Consider the following 22,084-nt stretch of genomic DNA (forward strand, 5'->3'; position numbering starts at 1 on the left):
GATTAATCCCAATCTTTATATGTGAAAGTACACCTTTAATTTCCCATTTTTTGCTTTTACAACCACTGAGCAGAACATCTCAAGCTGTGTTCTGCATAACAGTCTATTCATGTAGGAATTTATCGTGGATAAATATCAAGCTGCATACGCTAAGCGTCTAGAAAAACTAAAGGGCAATCGCTCACCAAAAGCTATTGCTCGCATTTCGGCGTGGGATGCATTTTTTAACAAAGAATATGAGATGCAAGATCTTGAATCTCAAATGGCAGACTCTGCGCGTCAACGCTACGAGCAATCTGATGTAAAAAATGAAATCAGCTTTAGTTCATTCAAACGCGCATTCTATAAAGAGTCGATCGTGATTTACGATTTGACCGATGGTGCATCAATTCAAAAAGTATTCACACCACTACTTGTGCTGGCAACAGCGTGGGTTCTGTTCGTGTGCTTTAACCAATAATTGAGCATCCAAGATCAATAAACGATAGAAACGCAATGGGCAGAGTGGTTGTCACTTTGCCTCCAACAGTTGAGAGTTTAGGGATGAAAGGAAGAAATATTGCAGCATTTGCCATTGTTATGGCAGCACTAGCATTCGGTTATGGTTTTAAAACTTATCAAGAAGCAAATGGGGTGATGTACCCTACCTTCAAAAAGGAGTTTAGCCTCTAATGCCTAAAATTACGCTTCTCTTACTCGCAACAACTGTTGGAATCGGTATTACCGGTTCTGCATTCTGTGTTGGCGTGACGTACGCATTTACACAACTGCCAATCGAACAAATTCTATCGAGCTTATAAAAAAGTAGAGCACTTCGGTGCTCTACTTTTTGTAATTTGGTGTTCAGGGTTTGTGTTAGGAAACGAAAAGCCTAATCAAAACTCTCTGTTCATTTTCTGCAAGCACGCAAACAGAATGGCTTGATGCTCGGGGTCGATATTACGCGTTAAGTCCTGAACCAAATCTAGATGCAGCTGATTGTGGTGGTGGTGAATTTCTTCGCCACTCGGTGTTAACTTCACGACAATAGCACGGCGGTCTTCTGGATGAGGACAACGTTCAATCAACTCCGCCTTCACTAGTTTTTCAATTTGAACCGTCAATGTACCGGTCGTAATCCCCAGCTTCTCCGCCAGTTCTTTCATACGCAGTGCACCATGCCCACCCAACACTTCAATCGTGTGGATTTGAGCCAGTGAATAACCAGTGCCTTTCACTACAGATTGCTCCCAAGAAGACATTTTGTCATAAAACTCGGTAAGCGTTTGATTCAGCTTTTCTAATTCGCGCATCACTCAGTCGTTTGAACTTCCAAAGTAAGATGATGAATCTTATCAAACTTAGCCAGTATTTGCTTAAATTCATCCAGTGTTTTATCACTCTTGTTCTTCAATGCAATCGCCGCAGAATAATGATGGCCACTGACTTTCCAGATATGTAAGTCGACAACCTCCGCATACGGATCTAAAGACTTTCTTATCTCTTTGCGATAGTTCTTATCGATACTCTCATCCAAAAGTACTGGCGCGGTTTGCTTCATCAAGCCCAACGTCCATTTACCAATCACAACAGCACCAACAATGCCCATCATGGCATCTAACCACACCCAGCCGTAAAACTTACCGACAATCAGCGCCACAATCGCCAACAAAGACGTCAATGTATCCGCTAGCACGTGGAAATACGCAGCGGTTAAGTTGTGGTCGTGATGATGTTCGTGATCGTGTCCGAGGTGATCGTGATGGTCATGCCCATGATGATGGTGATCTTGCAGAAGTAGCATGCTTGCGAGGTTAACCACTAAACCAATCACCGCGACCATGATCGCCTCGTTAAATTGGATACTCTCTGGATTAAAGAGACGATGAATCGATTCGACCATCATCATCAATGCCACAATCCCCAAAGCAATCGCACTGGTAAAACCGCCAAGTACACTGACTTTACCCGTACCAAATGAGAAGCGGTCATTGTGCGCATTTTGTTTCGCGTAGCGGTAAGCAAAGAGAGTAATACAAAATGCCGCTGCGTGTGTGCCCATGTGCCAACCATCTGCCAGCAATGCCATTGAACCAAACATGGTTCCGGCGGCAATCTCCACCACCATAGTGGTCACGGTTAGAATCAATACGTAGAGCGTGCGTTTTTCACCCTTTTGGTTGTGAGAAACGAAATCATGTGAATGTTGCGATACAGCCATTGCGACACTTACCTTCCAATTTTAGTTTGATTATCAAATTATTTGACTTAATTTAGTTTGACAGTCAAACAATGTCAATACGGAAAATAAATGATGTTGAAAGCACATTGCCCGATGAGCCACATGAATTGCAGAGAAAGGCATTTTTGAAAAGTCAGGATAGGTCGTCAGAAAAAGAGAAAAAGGAAGAAGAGAGGAAAAACAAAGAGGAGCGTTGAACCCTATCAGGTTTAACGCCCAAGTTATGTGATTCTATCGCGTTTCGCAGGCGAGAAGCTTGTCTTCAAATTGCTCATCTATCCTATCGGCAATCAATTCGATTCGGCTTTCTGCACAGTCATCCAGTTCTACTTCCGTTAAACCATCAGGAGTAAGGTTGTAACCAAAAATGCCGCTATTGGTGATGAAGACCGCTTTCATACGTTCTACTTGTAGATCAACCAATAATACGATGAGCTGCTGGCGATCAAACACTTTCTCAGGAGAGAATCGCCAACCAACGCTTTGAAAGCCTTCACCTTCATTCATCGCTTTCAGCAAGCCACTCTCTGGCATGGGCATCTCAGAAACCAATGGCTTTTCATTCGCATGATGATGGTGATGATGAGGAGGATTCTCATGAATAGTGGTATTCCCTTCGAACTCGGCAAATGGAATCACACCATGCTGCGCAAAAATCACCTTCGTGTTCGGACGACCAACATTTTCAACATACGCCTTTAGTTTTTCCGAATCGCCCTCTTGATACAGATCGAGTTTGTTACCCACCACGGTATCGGCAATGGCAATTTGTTGGTTAAAGGTCTCATGGTCGGTGTAACGAGCATCAGAAAGCTTACGCGCATCCACCAACGTAATGTTCTTTTGCAATGATAATATGGTTCGGTAATGCTGCGTCGACAGTACTTGCAATACTTCTTTTGGATGACCAAGCCCAGTTGGCTCAATCAGCAGGCGGTCTGGCTTCGCTTCATTAAGCAGTTGGTTTAGCGCGATTTGCATTGGCAAACCGGCAGCGCAGCACATGCAACCACCTGGGACTTCACGGATGAAAACTTGTTGCTGCCCACTGTGCTGGCCTTGAACCAAGCTGCCATCCACACCAATTTCACCAAACTCATTGACCAATACCGCCCAGCGTTCATTCGCTGGCTTATTCGCCATTAAATTCAGAATCGCCGAAGTTTTTCCCACTCCGAGAAAACCAGTAATAATGTTGGTTGGAACCCCTAAAATAGGTTGATTATCAGAGCTCATTGGCGATTCTCCTATAACCTTGAACCAACTCATGGTTGGCAGATACAACAGACTCCGAAAACGCCGAATATTCTGGTGGCACTTTCGAGATGCTATTCAAGTCAAAATCAGCGCCGATATTGGTCATCGGTGGTACATGGAAATGCTCTGGCAAGTCTAGACCATCCACCACACAGTTATGACGAATCACGCAACCTGCGCCAATCACGGCGTTAAAGACGACCGAGTTGAAGCCGATAAAAACATCGTCACTCACTTCACAAGGCCCATGAATAATGGAACGGTGCGCAATAGAAGAACGCTCGCCAATGGTCACGGCAGCGCCCGCTTTCGAGTGAATAACCACACCGTCTTGAATATTGGTATCACGCTTAATCACGATGGCTTCCATATCGCCTTGTTCATTGACTTCATCAGCCCTAATCACCGCATAAGGACCAATAAAAACGTTATCTTCAATGATCACTTTGCCACAGATAATAGCAGTCGGATCGATGAATGCATTTTCCGACACTTCCGGCATGTGACCTGTTGGATTTCTTCTTAACATATTGATTTCTCTTTATTCGGCGTCTTATTAAACACTCAAACTACAACGTCTAACTTCAAGCATTACAGCTTCTACAAATCAGGTTTAAAAAACAGGGAGTACAAATAAGCTTTCAAAAATGAAGGTCAAAAATAAGCCCAGAGATAAACCTAGCACCGAGGTTCAAATGACAGTCGCATGCCATATTCCTTTGGTTCAATCACTCGTTGGTTGGCATAAACCACACCGCCGTTTACCCACGTTGTTTTGATTTGTGATGAGAACGTATGCCCTGCAAACGGCGACCAACCGCAGTGGTACAAGCTGTTCTCGTTCGTCACCGGCGTTGGTACTGCTGCATCAACAAGAACCAAATCAGCAAAGTAGCCTTCGCGAATAAAACCGCGCTCTTGAACACCATAACGAATCGCAGGGTTGTGAGCGGTTTTCTCTACGACTTGCTCCATCGTCATGTGACCACGACTCACTTGATCAAACAGCGTCAGTAGTGCGTGCTGTACCAAAGGTAAGCCAGCAGGTGCTTGGTCGTAAGGGACTTGCTTTTCTTCCCAAGTGTGTGGAGCATGGTCCGTCGCGATAATATCAATCTGGCCTGTGCTTAATGCCTTTAGAAGCGCTTCACGATCGCTTGGGTATTTCACTGCTGGGTTACATTTAATTTGGTTCCCACGCTCCGCATAATCCTCATTGCTAAACCAGAGATGGTGAACACAAGCTTCTGCTGTGATGTTCTTATTTTGAATGGAGCCAGCCTCAAACAAGGCAAGTTCTTTTGCGGTGGTAATGTGTAAAACATGCAGTTGGCTATGGTGTTTTCTCGCTAACTCAACCGCGTAAGAAGAGGAGGCATAGCAAGCTTCGTCATCACGTAACACTGGGTGATCTTCTATTGTGAGTTCCGACTTTTTTTGCAGCAACCTTTGCTTGTTTTGAGCAATGTTAGGGCCGCTTTCACAATGGGTGACAATTAACACAGGCGAATCACGGAAAATCGCGTCCAAAGCTTGCGGCGCTTCAACTAATAAATCCCCTGTTGAAGCACCCATAAAGACTTTTACGCCACAATGCTTACTTGGGTCGAGCAACTTAATTTGGTCCAGATTGTCTTCTGTCGCACCGAGGTAAAACGAGTAATTTGCAAGTGAGTTGTTCTCGGCAATTGCAAACTTCCGTTCTAATGCATCAATTGTGGTTGTCGCTGGGTTTACGTTCGGCATTTCCATGTAACTGGTAATACCGCCCGCGACCGCTGCACGAGATTCTGTCGCTATCGAGCCTTTATGGGTTAAGCCTGGCTCACGAAAATGCACTTGGTCATCAAACATTCCTGGGATCAAATAACAGCCTTTCGCATCAATAACTGCATCATCTGGGCGAGCCATAATATCCTTTTCTATGGTTTCAATTCGCTGATCGACAATCCGCAAATCTGTTTCTGTAATTGTTCCTTCATTTACCACACGGGCATTCTTAATCAGCGTTGCAGGCATGACGTTTCGCCGGTTCCTTTTTGTTAGGGATGAAAAAATGAATGACGCACAAAGTGAGTTTTGTGCGCTCATGGTAGGTAGAGTGAGCTCACACCTCTATTTGACACAATCGTCGCAGACACAACTGATTTCCAATTGAGGGCTGATAACCGTAAAACCTTCTTGTCGCGCATTCGATTGAATGCCAGTAATCATGGCAGGATCGATGGTTTGCTCGCTGATTTTGTCGCATTTAGAGCAAATCAGAAATTGAGGGATACCATGTTCGTGGTCGCACAGGATATGAGAACAGACAATGTACTTATTAGAGACCTTTAGCTTGTGCGCCAAATGTTCACTTTCAAGGAAATCCAAAATACGATAAACCGACATGGCCTGAATATTTTGATCAAAATGCGTTTTGCAATAGTCCATCAACTCATACGCTGACAACGCTTTGTTAGAATGAACCAGTGCTTTTAAGACGAGCTTCCTTTTTGATGTCAGTTGCTTGCCTCGAGCTTTACAGATTTTCTCTACATGCTTAATAACCGCGTCGATATCGCCCATTACCCACCTCACAAAACATTTATGCCACCCAATATATTTTATAATAATTGTTATGTTATAACATAAATTAAAAGTTCATCAAGCTAACACAGAAGTATCCAAGATAAGGCAGAGGTCCACGAACCAACAACGCTTGGCCTAAGGGCGATTTGGGTATATGAATTAGATCCGTTACTCTAGAAGCCTGATATCCCAAATCATAACAATCAAAACGGATGGCAAGGATGGAACAAGTTGGCTCTCGCGCTCTCATCGTAGAAGGCGGCGCAATGCGCGGCGTATTTTCCTGCGGCATACTCGATCACTTCATGGCTAATAACTTCTCACCCTTTGATAGCTTTTGGGGGGTATCTGCGGGAGCAAGCAATCTAGCGGCTTACCTTGCAAATATGCCGGGGCGAAACCTTAAAATTTATCTCGATTACAGCCTACGTAATGAATTTATCTCTCCAACGCAGCTTGTGCGTGGCGGAGACATGATGGATTTAGATTGGATGTGGGACATCACGCTCAAAGAACTCGATATAGATAGAGCGGTACTGTCTGCTGATGCTCGCCCTTTCTTTTTAGGTGTCACTCGCCAAGACAACGGACAAGCAGAGTACTTAACCCCAACAATTGATATGCTCGCGGAAACAATGAAGGCAAGCAGCGCATTACCTATTTTGTATCGCAACGGTGTCGCGTTGAAAGGAATAAAATATGTCGATGGTGGGGTCGCCGACGCTATTCCTGTCGCAGAAGCCATCAAGCGCGGGGCAACCAAAATCATGGTCTTACGGAGCAGACCTGTAAGTTATCGAAAATCCAAACCAAAGTTTGAAAAACTCACCGCGCGTCTATTGAAAGATCACCCTGCGTTGGTCAAGCCAATGCTCACTCGCCACGTTCGTTATAACCAGTCTTTGGAATTAATAGAGAATCCACCAGCAGGTGTTGAGATCATCCAGATTTGCCCTCCGGAAGGTTTTCAACTTAAGCGCTTAAGTCGCTCTCCAGAGCCACTACGTAAAGCTTATGAGCTTGGCATTGAATTTGGTCAACACGCCATTGAACGCTGGAACAAAATTAGGAACTAGGTAGCACGAATCAAAAACTAAACAGATAAAAAAAGCCACACCGACTAGGCATGGCTGTTGCAAATTCGATGGCAGTGGATATCGTCTTTGCTTGCAGTTGAACTCAATAAGGGAGTTCCAAATCATTGTGCGCTTTTTCCATCTTGCTGAGCGGCCAAACAGCATGTTTTCCTTACGGTTTAATAAGTCTCAAATAAACCTGCGTTGTAATCTTGAATCGCTTGTTCGATTTCTTCGATGCTGTTCATTACAAAAGGACCATAGTGTACAACTGATTCATCAATCGGCTCACCGATGAAGATAAGCGCACCGCTAGCCTCATTCGCGTTTAACTCAGCCGTATCACCTTGAGACAGCAAGGCCATTTCCCCCTGCTTAACAACACGGTCACCAAGACTTACATTGCCTTTGTAGGCATACACCATCATGTTGTGATGCGAGGGTGTTATAAGATTTAAACAGTCCCCGGAGGCAGAACGCCAATCAGCAACCGTAACGGGCACACCCGTTTTATCCAGTGGACCTCGAATCACTTCACCATTTATATTCAGATCGCCGGACAACACTCTCACCAAACCTTGTGTTTCTTGGTGATACTCAGTGATCGTTTCAGGTTGAAAGTCATGGTATTGCGCTGGCGTCATTTTGTTGCGCGCTGGCTGGTTAATCCAAATCTGAAATCCATGCAAAGCGCCATCTTGCATGATTGGCATTTCACTATGAATAACGCCACGCCCTGCGGCCATCCATTGGGCTCCACCGGAACGAAGTTCACCAACATTGTCCATATGGTCGCGATGCTGGAAATGGCCCTTCATCATGTACGTTAGCGTTTCTATGCCACGGTGAGGATGTGGAGGAAAGCCACCAATATAATCCGCTTGCTGATCAGACTTCAGTTCATCCACCATCAAGAAAGGAGAAAAGCTGGCGTTGTTGAATCCGGCAACTCGACGAATCTTTACACCATCACCATCCGCGGTTGCGTGTGAACGGATAACCTGACGAATCTCTCTCAATGTACTCATAATCTTGCCTCCCTTATTGGTATGGTTCCATTGTAGAAAGGGCGGGAGAAAATCATGAGTGGATGAAGTTGTTCTACTCCATCGATTTTTTCGAACAAAAATAAATTCAAAATAATGGTAGCTATTTTTCAAACACGCTGTATAGTGATGGCTGGCTCTTAGAAGAGAGCTGTTAATGCTACATTTAGTTTAAGTTCCCTCTCAGTAAATTCTTGAATCCCTCAATTCAGACACCTGCGTAAAACTTCCTCTTGATTGCACATTCAATAGCTTAAAAAAGATCCACTAAAACTCGTATATTATTGTTTAAATTCAGAGGTTTTTATGTCTAAAGTAACTGGTTCAGTAAAATGGTTTAACGAAACTAAAGGTTTTGGTTTCCTATCTCAAGACAACGGCGGCCAAGATGTATTCGTACACTTCAACGCTATCGTTGCTGACGGTTTCAAAACTTTGACTGAAGGTCAGAAAGTAAGCTTCAATGTAGAAGATGGTAAAAAAGGTCCTCAAGCGACTGAAGTTACTCCTCTATAAGATAGCTTTTCTTGGTGCAGCATCTCCTTGCTGCACCAAACTCTCCTCCCCCTTCAAAAATTCCTCACACTTAACACTCAGCAATATTCAATAAAATTTGCTCGGTTTTCTGCTGCCTAAAATAAATGGGTTGCGGACATGATATCCATCACTAGCACACTGTATCTATCGTTAGAACACTATTGTAATCGTTGGTATATCACTTACTTAAAATTAGGAAAAATTATGTCTAGAAGAACTGGTCGTCAACGACACTGGTATCAATTATCAAATAAAGAAAAAATCACAAAGAAACAGGAGAATAGATGTTAGAAATTGAATTCCGTTTAAAACAACCCGACATTTCTTGGAACGCCAAAATACATCAACTTAACGGTGACATTTTAAGGCGCCATATACTGCCAAAGCTTCAATCAACTTGTTATCTCATTGATTTTAAATACTGTGAGAAGAGCTACTCAGGTGAAATACTGTGTGACTCAGGTTCAAAGTTAGGAAGTTTTAGTATCAAATAAGTCTATTTTGATGCATTAATTAGTAATGCGAATAACTAGGAAGGTATTCAAATGGCCAGAAAAAGTAAAAAACAAATAGAACAAGAAAAGAAAGAGTCTGAACAAAACGCCGCTGCAGTAAAACAACAAACACGCCGACGTATTGAGGACATTATGGAGCAAAGAGAATTTGATAAATTGTTTGATCTTTAATGTTTAAACGAATAAATGAAATCCCTCCATACTCTTTTCATTACTCTTACCTATTAAAAATATCGATGTGCAAGGTATCGCCACCCCTTCTCAGTTCACAATGAGCAACGCACAGAAACCCGATATTAAACACCAAATTTCTCGCAAGGTGTCATTCAGAATTAGCCTCTGAATACTCGATTCACAGCTCGGTGTGTGCTGGAACCGAAACACCCCGCGATGAAATAACCCCTACTACGCCCGAAAGACTAACCTTCTTCTCCATTTCACTATCACCCATCTGCTTTCTAACAACGCTAGCCAACCCCGATTTTTTGCGTATAATCGCAACCGTTTGCTTCGTATAACCCCAATGATATGGTTTGGGGGTCTCTACCAGCTCCCTTAAAGTGCTGATTACGAAGAGTTGAGATCACTGTGGATCTTACTCTTTGTAATAGCGTTCGATTTTTTCCAATCTATACCTATTCTTAGAGTAACTGCATCCACAACAACCATAAGAAAAAGTGGGAGTTTATTATGAACGCATTTATTCAAGGTCTTCCAAAGGTAGAGTTACATTTACATATAGAAGGTTCGCTAGAGCCAGAATTGTTGTTTGAGCTAGCAAAGCGCAACCAAATCGACATCCCATTCGAATCACCTCAAGCACTGCGTAAAGCCTACGAGTTCGAAGATTTACAATCTTTTCTCGATATCTATTACCAAGGGGCAAATGCGCTGCGTACAGAGCAAGACTTTTACGATTTGACTTGGGCATATCTAGAACGCTGCAAAGCCGACAATGTTATCCATACTGAGATCTTTTTCGACCCGCAAACGCACACCGACCGCGGTATTGCATTTGATATTGTCATTCATGGTATTTTTCGCGCCATGCAAGACGGACAAGAGAAGCTCGGTATCACCTCACAAATCATTGCTTGCTTCTTACGTCACTTATCTGAAGAAAGCGCGATCGAAACGCTGCAATCGATCTTAAAGCATAAAGATAAAATCATTGGTGTTGGCTTGGATTCTTCCGAACTTGGTCATCCGCCAGAGAAGTTTAAGCGTGCATTTCAACAGGCAAAAGAAGCGGGCTTGCTGACGGTTGCTCATGCTGGCGAAGAAGGTCCAGCGCAGAATATTGTTGACGCACTAGAGATGCTAAGTGTCAGTCGAGTAGACCATGGTGTTCGCTGCGTTGAAGATGCATCGTTGGTCGAAGCGCTTATCGAAAGCAAAATGCCTCTCACGGTGTGCCCGTTGTCGAACATCAAGCTCTGCGTGTTTGATGAAATGGAACAGCACAACATTGTCGACTTGTTGCGTAAAGGTGTCGCGGTAACCATTAACTCGGATGATCCGGCTTACTTTGGCGGTTACATGACGGATAACTTTTTGGCGGTCAGCAATGCACACCCGATGACGAAGCCAGAGCTAGCTCAGTTCACCATCAATGCGATTAATGCGAGCTTCATCAGCGAAGCGCTGAAAGCCAAATACCGTGCTCAAGTCGCTGATTATTTAGCGAATCACTGACTATAAATACAAACCAATCAGGGCTAGCTATCTAGCCCTGATTTTGTTGTTTGAAATACACCTTTACTAGGTACCTCACGATGTATCTCGTTCGGTTTTAATACAGTTTCTCCCCGCATTTTTTGCAACATAGAGCGCCTTGTCTGCTCTGGCGACCAGTTCATCAAAACTGTCTTCTAACCCTAATGTGGCAATGCCCGCACTGAACGTCACTTTCGAAACAGGGCTGAAATCTTCATCCTTAAGCGCCTCTAAACGGTTTTGTGCCCATTGCAGTGCCTTTTCTAAAGATACCTCGGAAGCGACGATGACAAACTCCTCCCCGCCCCATCGTGCCAACATACCTTCCTCTAAAGGGGTTTGGGCCAGAAAATCAGCAATATGCTTTAGTACGTCATCCCCAACATCATGCCCAAATGTGTCATTAACCTCTTTAAAGTGGTCAAGGTCGAGCAAAATCAATGAGACAGGCCAACTGTGCGCTCGTGCCTTTTGAAGCTGCTCGTTAACTTTGGTGATCAGTGCACGACGGTTAAATAAGTTGGTGAGCGGATCATGCATGGCCAACCAAGTGAGCTTGTGGTTGTTTGCATTGAGCAAATTGACCGAGTACGCCAACTCTTGGTTCGCAGTATTGAGCTCTTGTGTTCTGAGTGCGACCACTTCCTCTAGCTTTCTATTGTGCTGATGGATTTCATCAAAGGTGTTTTTAAACGCATTGGAAAGCTGACCTATTTCATCTTTCGAATCGTAGCCAGAAAACGCGGTGTAATGATTGTTCACTGCGTTTTCGACATCGTACGTTAGATCCAAAATCGGCCTTGTGATGGAATTGGTGAGATAAAACACGATAGGCATGAAAACAACAATCACCACCGATGAAGTAATCGCTACATCTTCCAGTAACTCATTGATATCGAGGAAAATATCAGACTCTTCCGTGGTCACAAAGAGCGTCCAGTTGGGCAAAGTATCGATTTTAGCGAAAGTCACGATCTTGGCTTCATTGACCTTTCTGTCGTAGTAGTGGCCGTGTCCAACATTCTCCCAATTGGTTTGCACCGCAATGTCAGCAAACCCTTCAAAACCAACTCGTTCACCTTCAAAAATATTGGCGTGCAAAATCAGAGAGCTGTCGGGATGAGAAACCACGGTCCCGGTGCTATCAGAGATCCAAGCATAGCTGCTGTTGCCTAACTTCACTTTCGACAAACGCTGCGCAAGGTAGTCTACGGAAATAGACACACCAACAATCCCTTTCCAGTTATCCGCTTCGTCATACACGGGTACACCAAGGGCAACAACGGGCGTTTCGACCAGTAAGCCAACGTGCGGCGCTGTGATGTGATAATCTCCGTGCTTCCATCGAGCATCTCCAACAAATTCCGGCCACTCGATTTTTATGGCTCTACCCTTGTAATCAATCAGATTCCAATACTCATCGACGAAAAGCGTATTGATCACTGACTTCTTAGACATGCTTTTGAGCCACTTGAGCTCTTCGACAATAAAGTCGATATCCCCTTCTTGAACACGTTGGTGACCACTAATGGTTTGCAATGACGCCACATGTCGTTGCAACTCTTGGCTGATGACGTCCGAATGGAGGTTAGAAAGTTGAATGGAGTTTTCTAAGGCGACACTAAAGATCCGTTGCCGCTCTTTAAAGTACAACACAGCGAAAAGAATCAGGACGAAACAAATCGTCATTACGGAATACGTCACGACAAACTTGGTTCTTACACTTCGGAAAGCAAACCCCGCGATATACACAAATGTCCTTATTAAATGTGAGGATATGCATATAGTCTAGTTTGTTAGTAAAGAGTCTGCTATGTGGTTTAGTATGAAAAACGGTCGAAATTTAATAGTTTATTGAAAACTTCTTCGCTGCCAATGCACATTGTTCTCTCAACCATTTATGACTTGGATCGTTGGTACGAGATGAATGCCAATACATAGCAACATCGATAGGCTCTTTTAGAAAGTCGATCTCTAACGCTTTCAATTGATACAACTCTTTGTACTGTTCTAACAATATTTGAGGCATAAGGGCGATATAATCGCAACGTTGTATCACCGGCAATATTTCTATAATACTGCTGCTCTGCCAAGCAACGTCACGCTGAGCTAATATCTTTTCGTCTTTAATCCCACGTCCAGTCAAATACCCTCCTTGTTGATCAAGTTGAGATAAAGTGACGTGCTTTTCTGCTAAATATTCATCCACGCTAATGGTATTGCCTAGTAAGCGTGGATGGTCAGCCCGGCACGTTACCGTCAACTTATCAGACATCAACACTTGAGAACGTAAATGAGGATGCAAGTTAGTGTGTGCCTCAATCACAAGATCACATTGCTGAGTTCGCAAAAGGTTGGTTAAGTCCATGCTATAGAGTGGCTCAATCCGTGTCATCGCTTTTGGCGCAGTATGACTAATCATTGCAGACAACTCTGGTAACAAGGTAAAACCGAACACACTCAAAGACGAGATCACAAAACGCTTATCACATTGGGCAGGGTCAAATCGAGAATGTTCAGGCAACATATACGCAATACTTTCAACTGCACTGGCGAGCGTTGGGTAAATATCCAGGGCATACGCCGTCGGTGACACACCGTGGCTTTCACGTATAAACAGTGCGTCATTAAACATCTCACGAAGCCTGACTACCGCTTGGCTGACCGCTGATTGGCTAATGCCCAATCGTTGCGCCGCCTTGGTGTAACTTTTCTCTTCGACAATCGCCACGAAGGTCGGCATAAGGCTGTAATCTGAGTGCTTCATAATTTATGTATTCTCGTCAATTTACCTAGTGATATAGCCATAACTTATATCACATATAACTCAACTTATGGCGTTTTTTCATACAATTGCGCGCACGTGATGAAACAAATAAAACAACCATCACTCGCTCAACGTTCTACCCTCCAAACATCGACAAAAGGTATAACTATGAACGTCATAAAAGCCATAGGTCGCGTGATATTTGCGATTTTTATGGTGCTATTAAAGTTCTCGATCTTCATGGCTCTGATGCTTTGCGGTGCTTATTTGCTTGCACCTATAGGTACGATCAATTCAAAAGACATTGATATGAGTTTATTTACCAACACGCCCAACGACACCATGATGGTGATCTTTAACTCTGAATACTTCAGCGGGTATCTGTTCTCTGTCACCATAGCCCTTGTCCTTTTTGTTATCTATTTGCTATGGCAGATCCATGAAGTTGCAGTGCACCGAGCGGAAGAAAAGAAAAGTTCTCACATTCAATTGGTTTTTGCTTTGTCTTTATGTGGTTTATTCATCCATAAAGCATGGTGGGTATTGGCACTTATCATTGCGTTCGCTAACTGGGAACACATTGGTCAATCACTTAGCAACATTATTCGCAATAGCCGACTGTCAACACAACCCCAAACGCCAGCAAAAGCAACGGAGGAATAACCGATGAAAGAGGTAATGATTCCGTACATTTTGATCATGTGGATTTTGGTCTCGACTGGCGCGATCAAATGGACACTTAAAAGCGCGTTTTGGATTATTTCTGGCGGCGCGTTCATTCTTGTGGTGCTGGGGATTCTATCCCGTTTGTGGGCTCCGGTTGATCTCACTTACTCATCCACAGTCAAAGCACCACACTCCGTGTTGTCTCCCCTATTTCGTGAGCAAATCGACCACATCAACGTGCAGCACAACCAACGAGTCAAGAAAGGCGATGTGATTTACACCTTAGTGGATACCACTTCGCAAGCCGACGTCGAGAAGATTAAGGCTGGGATTGTGCAGCAAGAAGAGACCATCGCTCAGCTGAAGCGTGACATCGTGCGTGGTGAAACTTCACCAGAAATCTTCAAAGGCCGCGATCTGGAATACTACGAATCACAATTACGCGTCGCCAAAGCGTCATTAAAATCACTCCATGCTGACCTTGAGAAGACTGTCTTTGAGCAAGAGCGTAAAACGGTACGAGCGCCTTATGATGGTCAAGTAGCCGTTGTTAATGTCGCTGACGGCAGCCGTGTGGGTAACATGCACATATACGACACCTCACGTAAGTTTTTAGAAATGCGCATCCCTGACCAAACTTATCGTTACGTTGAAGCGGGACAGTTTGCTGAGTTTTACGTCGACGCATACCCTGGTGAAGTGTTCCGTGCGCGCGTGCACAGTATTACTGCGGGTACCGGAGAATCTTCTGTCTCTCCTCTGCAAGGGCCGCAAAGTGTTCGTCAGCACGTGGGAGCAAACACCAGTAGCCATGGTCGTACTGTGATTTTGGAAATCTTCGAACCAGAAGGCAAATCCATCCCAATCGGTGCAACTGGCTCAGCGTGGATTGCCGCAAATAAACCACACAGCCTGTTTGGCTTCATTGATGTAATTGGCGCAGCAACGGTTCGCCTTCACTCTTATAAGTCTTACTTGAACGCGATGTAGAGAATAAACAAACCGCCCACAGAGGCGGTTTGTTTTTAGGAAGCCCATGATGCCCCTACAATTCGTCTGTGGTTAGCAAACACTTTTGGCGCTAGACTGAGTGAGCTATATAAAGCTACCCAAATAAGGAAGAAAATGATGATTCAACAAGGCCAAGTACTACCTGCCGCAACGCTTAGCGAACTGACTGCGGATGGCATGGTAAATCACGAAGTAACCGAACTGTTTGCCAACAAGAAAGTCGTGTTGTTTGCGGTACCAGGTGCATTTACGCCAACATGCTCTGAAGCTCACTTACCTGGCTACGTTGTATTAGCAGACCAACTGAAAGCGAAAGGTGTTGATCTTATTGCTTGTGTATCGGTAAACGATGCCTTTGTCATGCAAGCTTGGGGCGAAGCGCAAAATGCTTCTGAGCTACTCATGTTGGGTGACGGTGATGCAAGCTTCACTAAAGCAATTGGTCTAGAAATGGACACGGGCGGCTTTGGCGGTGTTCGTTCACAGCGTTACGCAATGATCATTGAAAATGGCGTAGTAACCGCGCTGAATATTGAAGAGCCAAAAACATTCGAAGCGAGCAAAGCAGAAACCATTCTCGCTGCACTTTAAGCTCAACGCAAAAATCACAAAACGGAAGCCTCTGCGCTTCCGTTTTTTCTATCTGAACTCACTGATTTTACTAGCTCAGCGCCACACATTTAATGAAGATGAAGTTCGGGAACGTCGCCAAACGTTGGTAATGCTCCTGAGAGATTTCACGAATCTTTTCATTCACCTTACCTTCTGAAATCGCCAGCATCGCCATGTTACTGCCCGTAATCGCATCGGTAATGTCTTGTAATGAACGGCGGTAGAATGCCACAGGAACCGGTTCTCCTACCGTATTCCACATATCTTCAACCAGCTCTTTATCGTAGTAATTACCAGAAGCCGAACATTCGAAATCCGCAAATGGATGATGGGTTGAGAAGACAAACTGACCACCGGCTTTTAATACTCGTTGAATATCGTTAAACAAGGGACGAAGATCTTCAATGTAATGAACCATCAGCGGGCAAATGACTAAATCGTACTGCCTGTCCGCCTCTTCAGGTAAACCGAGCGCCAAGTTTTGCGCGTAAGCGGTGACCGAGCTACCTAGCTTTTCTTTTACGATATCTATCATCTCTTGTGCAGCATCGATGCAGGTTACTGAGCTTGCGCCCAGCTCAAGAAGAAGCTGCGCGTAAATACCAGAACCACAACCTAAATCCAGCACCTTTTTGCCTGCCACATCACCGACTAGTTCAAGGGTGTTTGGACGCTCAAAATGCGCGTTGTACAGGTTATCTTGCGCGGCTAAATCGTATTGCTTTGCGTAGGTGGTGTACATTTCTTGCTTCATGGTGACTCCAACGAAAAAGTGGGATGCGAAGACTAGAAAATACTCGATCTGAAGTAAAGTGAAAAGCACGTCAGATCAGTGATCTTGCGCGTACATTGAAGAAGTGGCGTTCTGAAAAATAGAAAGAGCCTTACCGATGTATCGAAAGACTCTGAATTGTATGCAACCCCCTAATCGAATCAAAGCCTAGGTATTAACGCATTCGCACCACACTGGTCTCTTGCTTGCGTTGCATTTCACCAAACGTCAGCACAAACGGGGAAGATTGCTTAACGCGGCTTGGCAACGAAGACAGTGCGTTATAAGCGTCTTGCTTGGTTTTGAAATCCCCAACCGTCACGGTATACCATCGTGTACCACGGCTATTTTTCCAGTTCACCCAAACCGGATGTTTCGGATCGATATAGCGAATGTACTCTTTGACATCCTTTTCTTTTTTGAGTGCCAGTACCTGCATCGTGTAGTGATTTGGGTTGAGGTAACCATAAGCATCTTGCGATGACATAACACCAACACATTGCCCAGAATCGACTGGTTGATGCTGCGGCAGCACACAGCCAGTAAGGGAAAAAGCCAAGGCCAAAGATAAAATCTTGCGCACACGTAACTCCGTTTTTTTGTTCTGAATGTTTCTCTTAATGAGTGCTCAAAACAAAAAGGCGACCATTTCGGCCGCCTTAGTAAATCAATTTGCGTGTAATCGAGATTTAGAACCAGCTCACGACCAAGCGCTTAAACCAATCCATTAGACGTTTGAAGATACTGCCTTCATCAACGGGCTCTAACGCCACTAGCTCAGTTTCTTTCACGACGTCACCGTCGACCTTATACAAAACCTTGCCAACCACTTGATCTTTTTGAATCGGGGCAATTAAATCGCCGTTGTATTCAACTTCCGCTTGCAGCTTATTTACATCGCCTTTTGGTAGCGTTAGATAGATATCGCGATCGACGCCGACTTTCAATTCATCTTGATTGCCCATCCAAACGCGCGCTGTTGATACTTCTTTACCAGCTTCAGTTGGTACAACCGTATCAAAGAAACGGAAGCCGTAACTCAGCAGTTGTTTGCTTTCTGACTCACGTACACTTGGGCTTTTTGCGCCCATTACAACTGCGACCAAACGCATGTCACCATTAGTTGCCGACGTCGCAAGGCTGTAACCTGCGCCACTGGTGTAACCGGTTTTCATGCCATCCACACTCATGCTGCGATCGCGTAGCAAGCCATTCCGGTTGTATTGGGTAATGCCGTTGTAAGTAAACGAAGTCTCGCTGTACAACGGGTAGATATCTGGTAAATCACGAATGATGGCACGGCCGAGAGTCGCAATATCACGAGGTGTCGAATACAAACCATCACTGTCCAATCCGTGTGGGTTGGTAAATGCAGAGTTTGATAAACCAAGCTGATTCGCCCAACTGTTCATCAATCCAACAAACCCAGCTTCACTGCCTGCAACGTGTTCTGCGATAGCCACACTGGCATCGTTACCCGATTGAACAATCAAACCACGATATAGATCAGACAAAGAAACAGAGGTACCCACTTCAATGAACATTTTTGAAGAGTCTGGGAAGTTTTTTGCCCATGCATTTCGGCTGATCACCACGTCGTCATCCAGACTGATGTTGCCTGATTTAACCTCCTGACCAGCAACATAGGCGGTCATCAGTTTGGTCAAACTTGCGGGGTTAAGACGCTTATCTGCGTCTCTTTCTACCAATACAGTTCCGGTGTGGTAATCCATTAAAACGTAACCGCGTGAGCTAAGCTCCGGAGCATTAGGAACAACGGTAGGTGCAGCAAAACTAAAAGTAGATACTGCAGTCAGAGCAGTCGCTAACGTAGCATTGATTAAAGTGTTTTTTCTCATAGCAGCTTTCTGTGGCTTACAAACTAAGTGGAGTATATTGAAACGCTGTTCAGTTACAGCAGCTCTGTTACGATTCGTTACGTTTACTCGATGTTTGTCGAAAAGAATGCGATGTCCGTAGAATATTGCACACAAAACCAGCATATGAATACGCTAGTCAAGCATATGAGACAGCTAATATTTATCACCATTCAAAATACCAAAGCGCTAATAGCAAAGAGCTGAACTTTCCATCTTAGCCCCGTCCTTTTAGCCCTTACTCTCTGTGCTAAAGACCCAAAAAGATTACACATCAAAACATTACACCTCATAACTTTTCAACCCTAAACGCACGGTCAAAACTCGCATAAAAGGACAAAAAAAGCGTAAATTTGCATATTTTTACATAAAACATTATTATCTCGTCGCATTTTTTAATTTGAACTCAAAATAAATGGAGGGCGGTTTTGGTGTTTTTCTTGAAAAAGGACAGCACTTTTAAAAAGCGTACATGTTGTATTTATGGATAATGCACTAAAAAAATATAGTATCGACACCACCGACTATCAGGTTGGCCAAGACAACGTTCAAAAGTGGGGATTCGATATCCACAACCCAGTATTCGGAATTAGTGCTGGTCTTGTTCTTCTTTGTCTTGCTTCTCTTCTCATTGTTGACCCTGCGACTGCTCGTGATGCCCTAAACGGCCTAAAGAACGGCATCATTTCAGATTTCGACTCGTTCTTTATGTGGTCAGCAAACTTCTTCATCTTATTCGCTATCGCGATTCTTTTTTCTCCCCTCGGAAAAATTAGAATCGGCGGTAAAGACGCCATTGCAGAACACTCAACCATTTCTTGGTTATCTATGCTTTTTGCTGCCGGTATGGGTATTGGACTGTTGTTCTGGAGTGTTTCAGAACCAACCGCTTACTTTACCAATTGGTTCGGTACTCCTCTCAACGTAGAGCCTTATACCGAAGAAGCAAAATCACTTGCGATGGCCGCAACCATGTTCCACTGGGGCATCCACGGTTGGGCGATCTACGCCATTGTTGCACTCTCACTGGCCTTCTTCGCTTTTAATAAAGGTTTACCACTTTCTTTGCGCTCAGCGTTTTATCCAATCTTTGGGGACCGCGCTTGGGGTTGGTTAGGTCACGTTATCGATATTCTAGCGGTACTCTCCACTCTATTTGGTCTAGCGACGTCTCTCGGTTTAGGTGCACAACAAGCAACCAGTGGCATTAACCATGTATTTGGTTTAGAAGGTGGCATTGGTACGCAAATGATTGTTATCGCATTCGTTACTTTTATCGCAGTACTTTCTGTGATCCGAGGTATCGATGGAGGTGTCAAACTACTGAGTAACATCAACATGGCGGTGGCTTTTGCACTGCTGGCGTTCGTGATGTTCATTAGCTTCGATATCGCGACAACATCCATTTGGGATACCACTGTCGCTTACGCACAGAATATCTTTGCACTCAGCAACCCTGTAGGTCGTGAAGACACTGAATGGATGCACGGTTGGACTGTTTTCTATTGGGCGTGGTGGGTATCTTGGTCACCATTTGTGGGCATGTTTATCGCACGTGTATCGAAAGGACGTACCGTTCGGGAGTTTATCTTCGCGGTTATCGTGATTCCAACCACAGTAACCTTAGTTTGGATGGCCGTATTCGGTGGTATCGCACTCGACCAAGTCGTCAATAAAGTCGGTGAATTAGGTGCAAATGGCTTAACCGATATCTCACTGACGTTGTTCCATGTGTATGACGCCATGCCATTTAGTTCAGTCATTTCAATCCTGTCTATCGTTCTGATTTTGGTGTTCTTTATTACGTCATCAGACTCTGGCTCGCTGGTTATCGATAGCATCACCGCTGGCGGCAAAATTGATGCACCAGTACCACAGCGTATTTTCTGGGCATGTATTGAAGGCTCTATCGCTGCCGTCATGCTTTGGATTGGTGGTAAAGAGGCACTGCAAGCACTGCAATCTGGCGTTGTCGCAACGGGTTTACCATTCACCTTAGTCTTATTGGTCATGTGTGTGAGCTTGATTAAAGGCTTAAGATCAGAATTACCGGCGTATCAAAACGCAATGCAGAAACCTTCTGTTGCTTAGCAAAAGCTTTATATCATCAATATGAGAAACGAGCGTCCATTTGGCGCTCGTTTTTATGCTCGTCACCATATTGTATTGCGAATCAATAAGTTCCGTTCTTACACATAAAAAAGCCCCAAACGCAAAGGTGTTGGGGCGAATAAAGCAATGAGTTATTGGTCAAGGGATTCTAACTCACCACTGGAACGGACTTAGTCCTATGACATCCTTTGTTACGCAGCTTTATTTCAAGGCGATCACTTATTACTTTGCGTACGCCTCTCGACGAAACAAAAAAAGGAATGCCGAAGCATTCCTTTTTACTCATTCAGAAAGGGCAATTATTCAGGCTTTTTCGCCAGAGCCGCATCAATGTCTGATGCGCTGTGACGCTCTGCCACTTGCTCCCACTCTTCACCCCATGCGCGGTTAACAATGCGACCACGTTTAACACCTTCACGCTCATCAATCGCTTTCGCCCAACGCACAACGTTTTTGTAGCTTGCTACGTCTAGGAATTCAGCCGCATCGTAAGCACGACCCAATACAAGGTTGCCGTACCAAGGCCAAGTTGCGATATCAGCAATGCTGTACTCATCGCCACCTAGGAATTCATTGTTCGCAAGACGCTTATCCAGTACGTCTAGCTGACGTTTTGTTTCCATCGTGAAACGGTTAATTGGGTACTCGAACTTCTCTGGTGCGTATGCGTAAAAGTGACCAAAACCACCGCCCAGGTATGGCGCAGAACCTTGTAGCCAGAACAACCAGTTCATGACTTCAGCGCGCTTTGCACCTTCTTGTGGTAGGAAGTGACCAAACTTCTCCGCGAGATAGAACAAGATGTTACCAGATTCGAATACGTTCACTGGCTCATCACCGGAATGATCCGCTAGTGCAGGGATCTTCGAGTTTGGGTTCACCGACACAAAGCCAGAGCCAAACTGATCACCATCACCAATCTTGATCAAATACGCGTCGTATTCTGCTTCCGTTACACCTGCTGCTAACAGTTCTTCAAACATGATCGTGACTTTCTGACCATTTGGCGTACCCATTGAGTAAAGCTGGAATGGGTGCTCGCCAACTGGAAGCGCCTGCTCATGTCGTGCACCAGAATCTGGACGGTTAATACTTGCCCATTGGCCGCCGTTTTCGTTGTCGTTTGTCCAAACTTTTGGTGGAGTATATTCGTTAGTCATTGTTATCCCTTATTGTGTTTGAATGCATCTTCGAACTGACGTCCTAATCACGCCAGCAAGCATAATCAAATGTCCCCATCGCCAAATACGATAAAGCCTATTCAAGATATTAGGTCGAATTCGCCAAATAAAAGTCCTTCAATCTCTTTTAGTTAGAACCTTTGGTTA

25 protein-coding genes and 1 riboswitch are annotated in these 22,084 nt (G+C 44.4%); of the genes, 12 read left to right on the top strand and 13 right to left on the bottom strand.

Translation table 11 applies throughout. The annotated features are described in order from the left end of the window. Nucleotides 1-124: 124 nt before the first annotated feature. From L1076_RS14620 to L1076_RS27000, 3 genes are read left to right on the top strand one after another with little or no spacing between them, the layout of a single operon-like run. Entirely contained in the window at nt 125-460 is a 336-nt protein-coding gene (locus L1076_RS14620; RefSeq protein WP_038865166.1) for a hypothetical protein, read from the top strand. Nucleotides 461-495: 35 nt separating this feature from the next. Beyond that, nucleotides 496-672: a hypothetical protein gene (locus tag L1076_RS14625; RefSeq protein ID WP_155396650.1), complete on the top strand. Its 177-nt coding sequence runs from the start codon at nt 496-498 to the stop codon at nt 670-672. Continuing rightward, a complete protein-coding gene (locus tag L1076_RS27000) occupies nt 672-800 on the top strand; it encodes a hypothetical protein (RefSeq protein ID WP_038865164.1) in 129 nt (42 codons plus the stop codon). Before L1076_RS14625 ends, L1076_RS27000 begins: the two co-directional genes overlap by 1 nt. 75 nt (nt 801-875) lie before the next feature. Here the strand turns inward: L1076_RS27000 and L1076_RS14630 are convergent, their stop codons facing one another. The 6 genes from L1076_RS14630 to L1076_RS14655 all read right to left on the bottom strand — a co-directional run bounded on the left by L1076_RS14630 (nt 876) and on the right by L1076_RS14655 (nt 6,046). Further along, nucleotides 876-1,292 (bottom strand): MarR family transcriptional regulator, encoded by a 417-nt coding sequence (locus L1076_RS14630; protein ID WP_038865162.1) that lies wholly within the window; start codon nt 1,290-1,292, stop codon nt 876-878. Next, nucleotides 1,292-2,200 (bottom strand): CDF family Co(II)/Ni(II) efflux transporter DmeF, encoded by a 909-nt coding sequence (gene dmeF, locus L1076_RS14635; RefSeq protein ID WP_104036576.1) that lies wholly within the window; start codon nt 2,198-2,200, stop codon nt 1,292-1,294. The genes L1076_RS14630 and dmeF overlap by 1 nt, the downstream gene beginning before the upstream one ends. 252 nt (nt 2,201-2,452) lie before the next feature. Continuing rightward, nucleotides 2,453-3,457: a GTP-binding protein gene (locus L1076_RS14640; protein ID WP_042602575.1), complete on the bottom strand. Its 1,005-nt coding sequence runs from the start codon at nt 3,455-3,457 to the stop codon at nt 2,453-2,455. Next, complete coding sequence (locus L1076_RS14645) at nt 3,447-4,007, bottom strand: carbonate dehydratase (RefSeq protein ID WP_042606275.1); 561 nt, start codon at nt 4,005-4,007, stop codon at nt 3,447-3,449. Before L1076_RS14645 ends, L1076_RS14640 begins: the two co-directional genes overlap by 11 nt. Nucleotides 4,008-4,156: 149 nt before the next feature. Beyond that, nucleotides 4,157-5,497: a dihydroorotase gene (locus L1076_RS14650; RefSeq protein ID WP_237303871.1), complete on the bottom strand. Its 1,341-nt coding sequence runs from the start codon at nt 5,495-5,497 to the stop codon at nt 4,157-4,159. 96 nt (nt 5,498-5,593) lie between these two features. Then, on the bottom strand, nt 5,594-6,046 hold the full coding sequence (locus L1076_RS14655) for a transcriptional repressor (protein WP_237303872.1): 453 nt from the start codon (nt 6,044-6,046) through the stop codon (nt 5,594-5,596). A gap of 224 nt (nt 6,047-6,270) precedes the next feature. Between L1076_RS14655 and L1076_RS14660 the strand changes: the two genes are divergently transcribed. After that, a complete protein-coding gene (locus L1076_RS14660) occupies nt 6,271-7,125 on the top strand; it encodes a patatin family protein (RefSeq protein WP_237303873.1) in 855 nt (284 codons plus the stop codon). A 179-nt stretch (nt 7,126-7,304) separates the two neighbouring features. On the opposite strand, the gene L1076_RS14665 is transcribed toward L1076_RS14660, so the two are convergent. Further along, a complete protein-coding gene (locus tag L1076_RS14665) occupies nt 7,305-8,153 on the bottom strand; it encodes a pirin family protein (protein ID WP_045421998.1) in 849 nt (282 codons plus the stop codon). Between the two features lie 324 nt (nt 8,154-8,477). Here L1076_RS14665 and L1076_RS14670 point away from each other — a divergent pair, with 324 nt between their 5' ends. The 4 genes from L1076_RS14670 to L1076_RS14685 all read left to right on the top strand — a co-directional run bounded on the left by L1076_RS14670 (nt 8,478) and on the right by L1076_RS14685 (nt 10,918). Further along, the gene (locus L1076_RS14670) at nt 8,478-8,687 is read left to right on the top strand and encodes a cold-shock protein (protein WP_038865154.1); all 210 of its coding nucleotides are present in this window, start codon (nt 8,478-8,480) and stop codon (nt 8,685-8,687) included. A 305-nt stretch (nt 8,688-8,992) separates the two neighbouring features. Further along, a complete protein-coding gene (locus tag L1076_RS14675) occupies nt 8,993-9,202 on the top strand; it encodes a hypothetical protein (RefSeq protein WP_038865152.1) in 210 nt (69 codons plus the stop codon). A gap of 51 nt (nt 9,203-9,253) precedes the next feature. After that, nucleotides 9,254-9,394, top strand: coding sequence for a hypothetical protein (locus L1076_RS14680; RefSeq protein WP_038865151.1), 141 nt, complete (start codon nt 9,254-9,256; stop codon nt 9,392-9,394). A 319-nt stretch (nt 9,395-9,713) separates the two neighbouring features. Next, nucleotides 9,714-9,813, top strand: a riboswitch (purine riboswitch). Between the two features lie 100 nt (nt 9,814-9,913). After that, nucleotides 9,914-10,918 carry an adenosine deaminase gene (locus L1076_RS14685; RefSeq protein WP_237303874.1) on the top strand — a complete coding sequence of 335 codons (1,005 nt, stop codon included), beginning with the start codon at nt 9,914-9,916 and terminating at the stop codon, nt 10,916-10,918. 75 nt (nt 10,919-10,993) lie between these two features. On the opposite strand, the gene L1076_RS14690 is transcribed toward L1076_RS14685, so the two are convergent. Together L1076_RS14690 and L1076_RS14695 are read right to left on the bottom strand one after the other, a co-directional pair. Continuing rightward, complete coding sequence (locus tag L1076_RS14690; protein ID WP_237303875.1) at nt 10,994-12,628, bottom strand: diguanylate cyclase; 1,635 nt, start codon at nt 12,626-12,628, stop codon at nt 10,994-10,996. Nucleotides 12,629-12,782: 154 nt separating this feature from the next. Continuing rightward, entirely contained in the window at nt 12,783-13,706 is a 924-nt protein-coding gene (locus tag L1076_RS14695; protein WP_038876780.1) for a LysR family transcriptional regulator, read from the bottom strand. 168 nt (nt 13,707-13,874) lie between these two features. On the opposite strand from L1076_RS14695, the gene L1076_RS14700 reads away from it, so the two are divergent. From L1076_RS14700 to L1076_RS14710, 3 genes are all read left to right on the top strand, one after another. Continuing rightward, nucleotides 13,875-14,369: a hypothetical protein gene (locus L1076_RS14700; RefSeq protein WP_038876783.1), complete on the top strand. Its 495-nt coding sequence runs from the start codon at nt 13,875-13,877 to the stop codon at nt 14,367-14,369. A 3-nt stretch (nt 14,370-14,372) separates the two neighbouring features. Beyond that, a complete protein-coding gene (locus L1076_RS14705; RefSeq protein WP_038865143.1) occupies nt 14,373-15,362 on the top strand; it encodes an efflux RND transporter periplasmic adaptor subunit in 990 nt (329 codons plus the stop codon). 138 nt (nt 15,363-15,500) lie between these two features. After that, nucleotides 15,501-15,974, top strand: a complete 474-nt coding sequence (locus L1076_RS14710; RefSeq protein ID WP_237304061.1) for a peroxiredoxin — start codon at nt 15,501-15,503, stop codon at nt 15,972-15,974. 70 nt (nt 15,975-16,044) lie between these two features. Here L1076_RS14710 and L1076_RS14715 read toward each other — a convergent pair whose 3' ends face one another. From L1076_RS14715 to L1076_RS14725, 3 genes are all read right to left on the bottom strand, one after another. Continuing rightward, on the bottom strand, nt 16,045-16,749 hold the full coding sequence (locus L1076_RS14715) for a class I SAM-dependent methyltransferase (RefSeq protein WP_237303876.1): 705 nt from the start codon (nt 16,747-16,749) through the stop codon (nt 16,045-16,047). Nucleotides 16,750-16,942: 193 nt separating this feature from the next. Continuing rightward, nucleotides 16,943-17,350 carry an SPOR domain-containing protein gene (locus tag L1076_RS14720; protein WP_038865140.1) on the bottom strand — a complete coding sequence of 136 codons (408 nt, stop codon included), beginning with the start codon at nt 17,348-17,350 and terminating at the stop codon, nt 16,943-16,945. Between the two features lie 106 nt (nt 17,351-17,456). Then, the gene (locus tag L1076_RS14725; protein ID WP_237303877.1) at nt 17,457-18,626 is read right to left on the bottom strand and encodes a D-alanyl-D-alanine carboxypeptidase family protein; all 1,170 of its coding nucleotides are present in this window, start codon (nt 18,624-18,626) and stop codon (nt 17,457-17,459) included. Between the two features lie 501 nt (nt 18,627-19,127). On the opposite strand from L1076_RS14725, the gene L1076_RS14730 reads away from it, so the two are divergent. After that, nucleotides 19,128-20,735, top strand: a complete 1,608-nt coding sequence (locus tag L1076_RS14730; RefSeq protein WP_038865139.1) for a BCCT family transporter — start codon at nt 19,128-19,130, stop codon at nt 20,733-20,735. Nucleotides 20,736-21,055: 320 nt separating this feature from the next. Here L1076_RS14730 and yghU read toward each other — a convergent pair whose 3' ends face one another. Continuing rightward, nucleotides 21,056-21,916 (bottom strand): glutathione-dependent disulfide-bond oxidoreductase, encoded by an 861-nt coding sequence (gene yghU / locus L1076_RS14735; protein WP_063344760.1) that lies wholly within the window; start codon nt 21,914-21,916, stop codon nt 21,056-21,058. Nucleotides 21,917-22,084: the final 168 nt, after the last annotated feature.

This window comes from Vibrio sp. MMG023 (assembly GCF_021654215.1).
GTDB lineage: Bacteria > Pseudomonadota > Gammaproteobacteria > Enterobacterales > Vibrionaceae > Vibrio > Vibrio jasicida.